8 protein-coding genes and 1 pseudogene are annotated in these 10847 nt (G+C 66.6%); 1 reads left to right on the top strand and 8 read right to left on the bottom strand.

From position 1 onward, the window contains the following. From rbsK to NFX52_RS27625, 7 genes are all read right to left on the bottom strand, one after another. A partial coding sequence (rbsK, locus tag NFX52_RS27595; protein WP_252635918.1) for a ribokinase occupies positions 1-932 on the bottom strand: 932 nt, incomplete at its 3' end. Next, the gene (locus NFX52_RS27600; protein WP_055396468.1) at positions 929-1951 is read right to left on the bottom strand and encodes a LacI family DNA-binding transcriptional regulator; all 1023 of its coding nucleotides are present in this window, start codon (positions 1949-1951) and stop codon (positions 929-931) included. The genes rbsK and NFX52_RS27600, both read right to left, overlap by 4 nt. A 55-nt stretch (positions 1952-2006) precedes the next feature. Continuing rightward, on the bottom strand, positions 2007-2999 hold the full coding sequence (locus NFX52_RS27605; protein ID WP_055396470.1) for an ABC transporter permease: 993 nt from the start codon (positions 2997-2999) through the stop codon (positions 2007-2009). Continuing rightward, on the bottom strand, positions 2996-4660 hold the full coding sequence (locus NFX52_RS27610) for a sugar ABC transporter ATP-binding protein (RefSeq protein WP_055396472.1): 1665 nt from the start codon (positions 4658-4660) through the stop codon (positions 2996-2998). Before NFX52_RS27610 ends, NFX52_RS27605 begins: the two co-directional genes overlap by 4 nt. Before the next feature lie 87 nt (positions 4661-4747). Continuing rightward, positions 4748-5701, bottom strand: coding sequence for a sugar ABC transporter substrate-binding protein (locus NFX52_RS27615; protein WP_055396474.1), 954 nt, complete (start codon positions 5699-5701; stop codon positions 4748-4750). Between the two features lie 467 nt (positions 5702-6168). Next, entirely contained in the window at positions 6169-7851 is a 1683-nt protein-coding gene (locus tag NFX52_RS27620; protein WP_055396476.1) for an AMP-binding protein, read from the bottom strand. A gap of 74 nt (positions 7852-7925) precedes the next feature. After that, positions 7926-8669 (bottom strand): FFLEELY motif protein, encoded by a 744-nt coding sequence (locus NFX52_RS27625; RefSeq protein ID WP_055396478.1) that lies wholly within the window; start codon positions 8667-8669, stop codon positions 7926-7928. Positions 8670-8767: 98 nt separating this feature from the next. On the opposite strand from NFX52_RS27625, the gene NFX52_RS27630 reads away from it, so the two are divergent. Continuing rightward, positions 8768-9658, top strand: a complete 891-nt coding sequence (locus NFX52_RS27630) for an esterase/lipase family protein (RefSeq protein ID WP_055396480.1) — start codon at positions 8768-8770, stop codon at positions 9656-9658. Between the two features lie 943 nt (positions 9659-10601). Here the strand turns inward: NFX52_RS27630 and NFX52_RS27635 are convergent. Beyond that, positions 10602-10847, bottom strand: a pseudogene (locus NFX52_RS27635) (phenylalanine 4-monooxygenase); the annotation flags it as partial.

Below are 10847 nucleotides of genomic sequence, written 5' to 3' on the forward strand. Positions count from 1 at the left end.
CAGGCGGGCGGTTGGGGGCTGTGCGCCACGGCGGCGCGGGTGGGGATGGAGGGCTGGGCGCCCGGCTGCGTGACGCACAGCGCCGAAGCGCGGATGCCCTCGCGCACGGCGGCATCCAGCGGCTCGCCGCTTGCCAGCGCCACGGCCAGCGCGCCCAGGAAGGTGTCGCCCGCTGCCGTGGTATCCACCGCCCGCACGGCCAGGCCGGGGTGGTAGCGGTTGCCCGCAGCATCGGCGGCCACGGCGCCTGCCGCACCCAGGGTGACTACCACCTGGGCGGGGCCCTTGGCGCGCAGCGCCTGTGCGGCCTGTGCGGCATCGGCGGGGGTGGTCACGTTCTGGCCTGCCAGCGCGGCGGCTTCTACCTCGTTCACGACCAGCGTGTGCACCAGCGGCCACATCGCATCGGGCAGGGGTTGAATCGGTGAGGGGTTCAGCAGCACGGGGCAGCCCGCCGCATGTGCCTGCGCGGCGGCTGCCAGCACCTGGGGCAGCGGGGTTTCGAACTGCAGAACCAGGCCGCCTGCGCCTTGCAGTGCGGTGCCCAGCGCGACGGCATCGAGCACAAACCGGCCATTGGCGCCGGGCACGACCACGATACGGTTCTGCCCTGTGGCCTCCACGGTGATGGCGGCCACGCCGGTGGTGGTTTGCGCATCGGTCTGCACGCCGCTGTGGTCAATGCCGTCGGCGTCGAGCCCGGCGCGCAGCGTGTGGCCGTAGCCGTCGTCGCCCACACGGCCAAACAAGGCCACCTGGGCGCCCTGGCGCGCGCAGGCCACGGCCTGGTTGCCGCCCTTGCCGCCGGGCACCAGGTGCAGGGTGTCGGCCAGCACGGTCTCGCCAGGGCCCGGCGCGTGTTGCACCTGCAGCACCAGGTCCATGTTCAGGCTGCCGACGACGGCGATGCGGGGCGTGTGGGTGGTGCTCATGCCGTACCTCCGGGCGCATGGGCCGTGGAGGCGCGCACGCGCAGTTCGGGCTGCAGCATCACCTTGCGTGCGTCCTGGCGCTTGCCGTCGATGCGCTCCAACAGCATGTCCACCGCCAGCGCGCCGATGCGCTGCTTGGGCTGGGCCACGGTGGTGAGCGGTGGGCTGGTGAAGGCAGTCAGTTCGATGTCGTCAAAGCCCACGATGGACAACGCCTCGGGCACGCGCAGGTCGCGTTCGTGTGCGGCGCACAGCGCGCCCATGGCCATGAGGTCGTTACAGACGAAGACGGCGGTGGGCGGCTCGGGCGCGCGCAGCACAGCGTGCATGGCTTCGTAGCCGCCCTGGCTGGTGAAGTTGCCATGCCAGAGCAGGCCCTCGCCGGTGCCGCAGCCTGCGTCGGCCAGGGCCGTGCGCCAGCCGGCAATGCGCTGCTCGCTGGGGGCAATGCCGTCGGGGCCGCCAATGCAGGCAATGCGGCGGTGGCCCAGCGACAGCAGGTGGCGCGTGGCCAGCAGGCCGCCCTGCATGTGGGCGGTTTCCACCAGGTCGCAGGGCTGCTGCTCGGCCAGTTCAATTTCGCGGTCTACCAGCACGGTGGGGATGGACAGGCCCGCGAGCTGCGTGGCCAGCGTGGCGTCATGCCCGGTGGAGACCACGATGAGCCCGTCGATACGCCGCTCGGCCAGCACCTGCAGGTAGGTGCCCTGGCGGTGCGCCTCGTCGTTGGTGTTGCACAGGATGAGGTTGTAGCCCGCACCAAAGCAGCGGTCTTCCACGCTGTGCACGATCTCGGCGAAGTAGGGGTTGGAGCTGTTGGGGATCAGCATGCCCAGCGTGCGCGTGTTGTTGCTCTTGAGGCTGCGCGCGATGGCGCTGGGCACATAGCCCAAGGCGCGGATGGCGGCTTCCACGCGTTCGCGCCCCTCAGGGCTTACGCGACGTGTGCCGTTGACCACGTGCGACACCGTGGTGACCGACACCTCGGCGTGGCGCGCAACGTCCTTGATAGTAGCCATGCGAAAAGAAGAATGAGGTCGTTGTTGGTGGGGGGCTGGATGCGAAATCAGTCTCTCAGACCCTGGCGCGGCGCTGGCGCAGCGTGTCCACGATGACGGCCGCCACGATCACAAAACCCGTGATGATGCGCTTGCTGGGCTCGCTGGCGCCCACCTGGGCCAGGCCCGCCTCCAGCACCGCGATGATCAGCACGCCAAAGGCCGTGGTCACCACCGAGCCGCGTCCGCCCATGAGGCTGGTGCCGCCAATCACCACGGCCGCAATCACCTGCAGCTCCATGCCGGTTCCGGCGTTGGGGTCGGCGGCTTCGAGCCGGGCCGACTGCATCAGGCCCGCCAGGCCCGCCAGCAGGCCGGTCATGGCAAACACGATGACGCGGATGGGGCGCGGGTCCACGCCTGCGAGGCGCATGGCTTCTTCATTGGTGCCAATGCCCACCACACAGCGGCCAAACACGGTGCGCGACAGCACCAGCTGCGCCACCACCACCAGCACCACGGCCAGCAAGAATGCGAACGAGATGCCGCCAAAGAAGGGTGCCGACAGCCACGAGATCGCGTCGCCCACGTACTGCGTGCGCGAGTCGGTCACCACGTAGGCGCTGCCGCGCACGGCTTCCAGCATGCCCAGCGACACGATGAACGAGGGCAGCCGCCATGCGACGGAAATGGTGCCCGTGATGGTGCCGCACACCAGGCCCGTGGCCAGTGCCAGCGCGGCGGCAGCGGGCACCGTCCAGCCCCACTGCAGGATGGCAGCGGCCGAGGTGGCGGCGGCCAGTGCCATCACCGAGCCCACCGACAGATCGATGCCCGCAATGATGAGCACAAAGGTCATGCCCACCGCCATCACGGCCAGGGCCGGGATTTCGTTGGCGATGGTGATGAAGGTCTCGGCGCTCCAGAAGTATTCGGACAGTGACGAGAACAGCGCCACCATGCCCGCCAGCACGGCCAGCAGGCCCAGGTAGGTGCCCAGCTGGCTGCGCCAGACCGAGGCGGAGGAAGGCGCCGCAGCGGGCGCGGCAGATGCGGTGGGGGCGTTCATGCGGTCACAGGAGAAGAAGTTGAAGGGGTGGTGCTGGTGCGTCCGCCGGGCTCGGAGAACGCGGCCGCCAGCAGCGATTGCTCGGACCACTCGCCGCGCTCGAACACGGCCACCAGGCGGCCCGCGCTCATCACGCCGATGCGGTCGGCCATGGCCATGAGTTCGCGCAGGTCCGACGACACCATGAGCAGCGCGCGGCCTTCGGCGGCCATGCGGTCCAGCTCGCCATACAGCTCGGCGCGCGCGCCCACGTCCACGCCGCGCGTGGGTTCATCCAGCAGCAGCACGCGGCCCTCGCGGTGCAGCCAGCGGGCGAACACCACCTTTTGCTGGTTGCCGCCCGACAGCTGCCCCACGGGCTGCTCGGGGCTGCGGCAGCGGATGCCCAGCGTGCGCACAAAGCCCTGCACCAGGCGGCTTTCGAGCCCGCGCTGCAGCCAACCGCCACGCGAGATGGCAGACAGGTCGGACAGCGTGGCGTTGATGCGGATGGGCTGCGACAGCAGCAGGCCCTGGGATTTGCGGTCTTCGGTGACCAGGCCCACGCCGGCGGCGATGGCCTGCAGCGGGGACGCGAAACCACGGGGAATCGTGCGGGGTTTGGCCTGGGAAGCCGCTGGTTTCTGGTCTGCTATGTTTTGTATAGCTTGTTGCGCTTGTCCATCAAGCGCTAGGACCTGTTTTTGTTCATATTCCGGGTGCAGCGTGACGATGCCCCGGTCTGCCCGGTCCGCGCCAAACAGCAGCCGAATCAACTCGGTGCGGCCCGACCCGACCAGCCCGGCAATGCCAAAGATCTCGCCCGCGCGCAGTTCCAGGCTCACGTCCTGCACGGCGGTGCCCCGGCCCAGGCCTTCGGCGCTCATCACCACCGGGCCGACGGGGCGGCGCGGGCGGTGGTCCAGGTCGCTCACCACGCGGCCCACCATGCGCTGCACCAGGTCGTCCTCGCTCATGCCCGCCATGGGGCGCACGTCCACCAGGCGGCCATCGCGCAGCACGGCCACGCGGTCGGCGATGCGGCGCAGTTCTTCGAGCCGGTGCGACACGTAGATGATGGCCACGCCACGTGCGGTGAGGTGGGCGATCTGCTCGAACAGGTAATTGGTCTCGCGCGGCGTGAGCATGGCCGTGGGTTCATCGAGCACCAGGATGCGCGTGTCGTCCTGCAGGTTGCGCGCAATCTCCACCATCTGCTGCTGGCCAATGCCCAGCTGCGACACGGGTGTGGCGGGGTCGATGCTGTCGAGCCCGATCTTGGCCAGCTGTGCGCGGGCGGCGGCGTGCAGCACATCGCGCTGCAGCCAGCCCAGCCGGTGCGGCAGGCGGCCCATCAACAAATTCTCGGCCACGGTGAGCGTGGGCACCAGGCCCAGCTCCTGCATCACCATGCGCACGCCGTGGCGCTCGGCGTCGCGGCGCGACGTGGGGGCGTAGGCCTGCCCCGCCAGCTGCATGCCGCCGCGCGTGGGCTGCTCCAGCCCGCACAGGATCTTGGACAGCGTGCTCTTGCCCGCGCCGTTCTCCCCGGTCAACGCCAGCACCTCGCCCGCAAACAGCTCCACGTTCACGCCATCGAGCACGGTGGCGGTGTAGTCCTTGCCTACTGCCTGGATGGCGAGCAAGGGCGGGGACTGAGGAGCGGGCGAGCGACTGGGCATGGGGGCTTGAAGTGGGCGGCTGCAGGGCGGTGGTTATCTATTGAGCGGCGAACAACGCCAGAAGGGCCTTGTTCGCCGCTCTCGGATTTACTTGCTGTCTTTCGTCACCAGCACCACATCCGTCTTCACCGTGGCGGGCAACTGGTTCTGCGGCGTCTTGGCGGCCAGGGCCTTCTGCGCCAGCTCGATGCCGAACACGGCCTGCTTGGCGGCGTACTGGTCGGCGGTGGCCAGCACGCGGCCGTCGGCCAGCATGGGCTTGATGGCGCCGATGTTGTCGTAGCCCACCACCTGCACCTTGCCGGTCTTGCCTGCGGCCTTCACGGCGGCCACGGCGCCCAGGGCCATGCTGTCGTTGCCGGCCAGCAGGGCCACCAGGTCAGGGTGCTCGCGCATCATGCCGGCGGCCACGGTGTTGCCTTTTTCGATCTCCCAGTTGCCGGACTGCACGCCCACCACGGTGATGTTGGCGGCCTTCATGGCGTCCTGGTAGCCCAGGGTGCGCTGCTGCGCATTGAAGGTGGTGGACACGCCTTCGATGATGCCGACCTTGTCGCCGGCCTTCAGCGTCTTGGTCAGGTGGTCGCCCACCAGCTTGGCGCCAGCGCGGTTGTCGGGGCCCACGAAGGGTACGGTGATGTTCTTTTCCTTCAGCGCGTCGGCATCGAGCTGGTTGTCGATGTTGACCACGAGGATGCCCTTGTCGATGGCCGTCTTGACCACTGGGACCAGCGCCTTGGAGTCGGCGGGTGCCAGCACGATGGCGCTGACCTTCTGCGCCATGGCTTGTTCGATCATCTTGATCTGCGCTGCCGTGTCGGTCTCGTTCTTGATGCCGTTGGCCACCAGCGTGTATTCCTTGGCATGGGCCTTCTGGTGCGCCTTGGCGCCGTCTTCCATGGTGCGGAAGAACTCGTTGGCCAGCGACTTCATGATGAGCGCGATCTTGGGCTTGTCCTGCGCAAACGCAGGGCTGGCCAGCAGGCTGCCCACAACGGCGAGGGCGGCGGCGGTCTGAACGGAACGGCGGGTAAATCGCATGGGTTTTGTCTCCAGGTTGGAATGTGGACTGAGGCAACGCTGAACAAGCCTCTCGCGCCCGGCGCATCCCTGGCTCAGGACGGTCTGCAGCGTTGCAAATCCTCGCGATAGCTACGGCTATCACTCTGGTTTGCGCCTTGCAGTCCATCCCGATCCAGGGCCCGCCGCATCGCGGAGACTTATTCAGCGTCGCCCTAAGGCGACCGACAGCGTGGAGGGAAATCCCCGGCAGCGCCCCTAAAAAGGAGCGGCTCCGGATGCCCGGTGCCTTGTCGCGATCGGGATGATAACGAAAGCAAACGTTTGCGCAAACGTTTGCTTGTCAGTAATAACCCGGAGATACAGACATCGGAGTACCCGGTGCAGGCGGGCGGCTTGCTTGGGTTGCGCCCAACAAAAAGGGCGCCGAAGCGCCCTGGGGGAGGTGGCAGGGGGCAGCGGTTAGCGCGCTGCCCTTATGAACGGCATCAGGCCTTGCGCAGCTCTCGGCGCAAGATCTTGCCCACGTTGCTCTTGGGCAGCTCGTCGCGGAACTCGATGTACTTGGGGCGCTTGTAGCCGGTGAGGTTCTGGTGGCAGTAGTTGGCCACTTCGTCCTCGGTCAGGGCCGGGTCGTTCTTGATGATGAACACCTTGATGGCCTCGCCCTGTTTCTCGTCGGGAACGCCAATGGCTGCGCATTCGACCACGCCGGGGCACAGGCTGATGACCTGCTCCAGCTCGTTGGGGAACACGTTGAAGCCACTCACCAGGATCATGTCCTTCTTGCGGTCAATGATGCGGGTGTAGCCCTGCGGGTCCATGATGCCGATGTCGCCCGTGCGCATGAATCCGTCGGGCGTGAAGGCCTTGGCGTTCTCTTCGGGCTGGTTGTAGTAGCCCACCATCACGTTGGGGCCGCGGATGCAGATCTCGCCCGACTCGCCCTGGGGCAGGCTGTTGCCTTCGTCGTCTTTGATGGCAATGTCGATGCCCGGCAGCGGCAGGCCGATGTTGCCACTGAAGGTGGTGCTGATCACCGGGTTGTTGGTGCCGATGGCGCAGGTCTCGCTCATGCCCCAGCCTTCGATCATGGTGCTGCCGGTCACCTTCTGCCACTGCTTGGCGGTGCCCTCGCTGGCCGCCATGCCCCCGGCCTGCGACACGCACAGGTGCGAAAAATCGAGCGTCTTGAACTGCGGGTTCTGCAGCAGCGCGTTGAACAGCGTGTTCACCGCAGGCAGCATGTGGAAGGGGCGCTTCTTGAGTTCTGCCACGAACTTCGGAATGTCGCGCGGGTTCGGGATCAGCGTGAGGCTGGAGCCCTGGCGGATGGCCAGCAGGCACAGCGTGAGTGCGAAGATGTGGTACAGCGGCAGCGCGGCAATGCTGTTGGCCTTGCTCAGGTCACCCACCTTGGACAGCGCCGGTGTGAACCACGCCTCGGCCTGCAGCGTGGCGGCCACGATGTTGCGGTGGGTAAGCACCGCGCCCTTCGACAGGCCCGTGGTGCCGCCGGTGTACTGCAGGAAGGCAATCGAATCCAGCGTGGCCTGGCTGGGTGTGAGCGACTTGTGTTCGCCCAGCGAAAGCGCCTTCTTGAAGGTGACGACCTTGCGGCCGTTGGACAGCGGCAGGTCGTAGGCGGGCACCATCTTGGCCAGGTGGCGCACGGCGAAGGTGATCCATTTGCCAAACCAGAAGCCCAGCAGGTCGCCCATGGAGGCCATCACCACATGCTTGACGGCCGTGTGGTCAATGACCTCAGCCAGCGTGTGGGCAAAGTTCTCCAAGATCACGATGGCCGTTGCGCCGGAGTCCTTGAGCTGGTGCTCGAGCTCGCGGGCGGTGTACAGCGGGTTCACGTTCACGCAGGTGTAGCCTGCGCGCAGCACGGCGGCCATGGTCACGCCAAACTGGGGGATGTTGGGCAGCATGATGGCCACGCGCGCGCCAGGCTCCAGCCCCAGGCTTTGCAGGTACGCCCCCAGCGCGGCCGAGCGGCGTTCCAGCTCGCCATAGGTCATCCACTGGTCCATGCAGACCGAGAACGGGCTGGGTGCGTGTTTGCGGAACGACTCTTCCAGCAGGTGGGCCACAGAGCGGTATTGCTCGGGCTTCACGTCGTGTGGGACGCCCGGGGGGTAGCTCTTGAGCCAGATCTTTTCCATGCGCTTGTTTCCTTGTGCTCGCCAAATGCCGTTGATAGGTGGGCACAGATTGTGGAAGGCGGGCGCGTTGCGGGCTATCGGGCTTGTCCTAGTGTGTTGGCGAGCTGGGTCCCGCAGGTGACAGGATCGGCATCGAACAATTGGTCCATCAGCGCCCGCTCGCGTTGCTCGATGGTGGCCAGAAACTGCTCCACCCCGCCGCGCTGGCGCGCGAGCTGGCCGAAGGTGTCAAAACCCGCCTCCAGAAATTTCTGCAGCGCGCCCATGCCCGCAGCGTTGGCCGGGCCGCGCATCATGCGCAGCATCATCCGCAGGCCGGGGGTGCGGGTCAGGCGCGCCAGATCAGTGCCCATGGCCAGCACGCGCTGCAGCTGCTGCTGGCGCGCATGGCGCTGGCCTACGGTGCGCCAGGCGGCGGTGTAGCGGTCTGCAACGTTGGCCGCATCGGCTTCATGCACCAACCACGCGCGGCCCATGTCCTGGTCCAGTTCCTCGGTCTGTGCGTGCAGCACCGCCAGGGCCACGGCGGTGGTCACCGCCGGCTGGGGGAACATGGTCTGCAGCGTGCCCGCAATGCGGCCAAACTGCAGGTCGCGGTCGGTGTAGTCGGTGTCGCTGTACAGCTCTTCCAGAAAGAACTGCGCTGCGGGCCCGAACGCGGGCGAGCCCATCAGGTCCGCATAGGTGCCCCGAAAGCGCTGCGCCTGCAGGCTTTTGACGCTGCCCACCGCCGCGCCCAGCGCCGGGTCGCCCGTGCGGTGCAGGCGCAGGGCGGTCACGTCGGCGATGCAGTCGCGGATGGTCTGGGCGGCATCCATGGGGCGGGGTCCTTTCTGCGTTCTGCGGGGTGCGGTGTCGGGCTGTGGTCAGACCGCACAATGCGGCTGGTCAATTACAACATCTGCCCATTACCACCATGATCGCGCGCTGGCAACGAATCCTGCTCCTGTTCATCCTGCTGACCATGGCCGCCTGGCTGGTGTGGCAATGGCCCCATTCACCCTGGCGCGCCGTGCTGGGTGCCTTGGTGCCGCTGTGTGTGTACCTGGTGGTGATGGCGGTGGAGTTTGTGCTGATGCACATCACCAACCGTACCGACGCCGCACCCCGCGCCCGCCTGTCACAGGTCGTGGGTGCCTGGTGGGCCGAGGTGTGGGTGGCGTTGATGGTGTTTGGCTGGCGCCAGCCGTTTCGCCACACGTCCGTTCCCGACTGGCTACCCTCCAAGCCCACCGGAAAGCGCGGCGTGGTGTTGGTGCACGGCTTCATGTGCAACCGGGGCCTGTGGCTGCCGTGGTTTGCGTCTTTGCAGGCGCGGGGGCATGCCTATGTGGCGGTCAATCTGGAGCCGGTGATGGGCTCGATTGACGAGTACGCCGACATCATCGAAGACGCCGTGCGCCAAGTGACGGCGGCCACGGGGCAGGCGCCGGTGTTGTTGTGCCACAGCATGGGGGGCTTGGCGGTGCGGGCGTGGCTGCGGGCGCACCAGGCGGATGGGCGGGTGCACCGGGTGTTGACGCTGGGCACGCCGCATGGGGGCACGTGGTTGGGGCGTTTCAGCCGGGCGGTGAATGGGCGGCAGATGAGCTTGGCGGGGGATTGGGTGGTGGCGTTGCAGCGGGCGGAGCCTGCGGGGCGGGCAGCGCTGTTTACCTGCTGGTATTCGAACTGCGACAACATCGTGTTTCCGGCGACCACGGCGGCGTTGGTGGGGGCGGAACACCGGTTGGTGGAAGGGGTTGCGCATGTGGAGATGGCGTTTGACCCCGGGGTGATGAAGGCTTGTCTGGAGGAGATAGGTTGAGGGTGATTCTTTGGTTTTTTGGGCTGCTGGCGCCTGTCTATAAAGCGTTGGTAGCTATTGATTTTGCAGTGTTTTGTTGAGTGTGCTGATTCGGTGGTATGCCTTTGTTGAGGGCGGAGGCCGGGAGTCGCCCGGCGTGCGAGTAACTTTCTTTTGCTTCGCCAAAAGAAAGTCACCAAAGAAAAGGCGACCCCCAGTCTGCGACCCCTTCGCTGTGCGAAGGGGCAAACCTGCGGCGGGGCGGTTGCGGGGTGCGCCGTGGAACTCGCTTTGCTGCTGCGCAGCGCCGCTCGGACAACCACGGCGATTCAGTTCACGAAGCACGCGCGCTCCGACGCGCGTGCCACCCCACAACCGCCCCGCCGCAGGCGCAGCCAGCAGGGGGTTGGGCAGTCGAACATCCAACAGCCGAACAGCCAAGCAGCCGCACGGGCCTTTGCTGCGCTCGGCCCCATCTCGTGGGCGCAAGCGCCTCGCGCTGCGCAGGCTGGGCCGAGTGCAGCGATGGCCCGTGTGGATGTCCGATTCGCGGGTTCCCTTCTGGAAGCGCCTGGGGCGCGCAGGGCGCGGGGTGGCGCGTGTGCCGAAGGACACACGCGCTTCGTGAACTGACTCGCCGCAGTTGTTTGAACGGAGCGCGTCAGCGCGCAGTGAGTTCTGCGGCGCACCCCGTGACCGAGCACCCCAGGTTGCCCCGTAGCGCAGCGAAGGGGTCGCAGACAGTAGGGTCGCCCTTTCTTTGGTGACTTTCTTTCGGCGACGCGAAAGAAAGTTACTCGCATGCCGGGCGACTCCCGGCCTCCGCCCTGGAACACAGGCACGCCTTCCAAACTAGCACGCCAAAGCTTCAAGAGGCTCAGCCCGTACGGCCGCTGAATGCTATGAAAATGATAGTTATTGGTGCTTTATAGAAAAGCGGTAGCAGCCAATTTCATTCGAAAAATCAAGCCGCAACAGCTTCCCGCTCATCCGCAGCAAACTCCGGCAACCCCCGCAGCCGCTCATAGATCGGCGCAAAGTCCGCCGCAGTCATCTCAAACAACTGCTCAAAACTGTCGATCACAAAATACGTCTGCTGGTACGTATCGATCTTGTACTTCGTGCGCATCGTCCTCTCCAGCGCCAGCGGAATCCGCTGCGGCTCCGGGCTTTGCACCGAATACGCCAGCTCCCCCGACGAACTCAAAAT

This window comes from Acidovorax facilis, assembly GCF_023913775.1.
GTDB classification, from domain to species: Bacteria; Pseudomonadota; Gammaproteobacteria; order Burkholderiales; family Burkholderiaceae_C; genus Acidovorax; species Acidovorax facilis.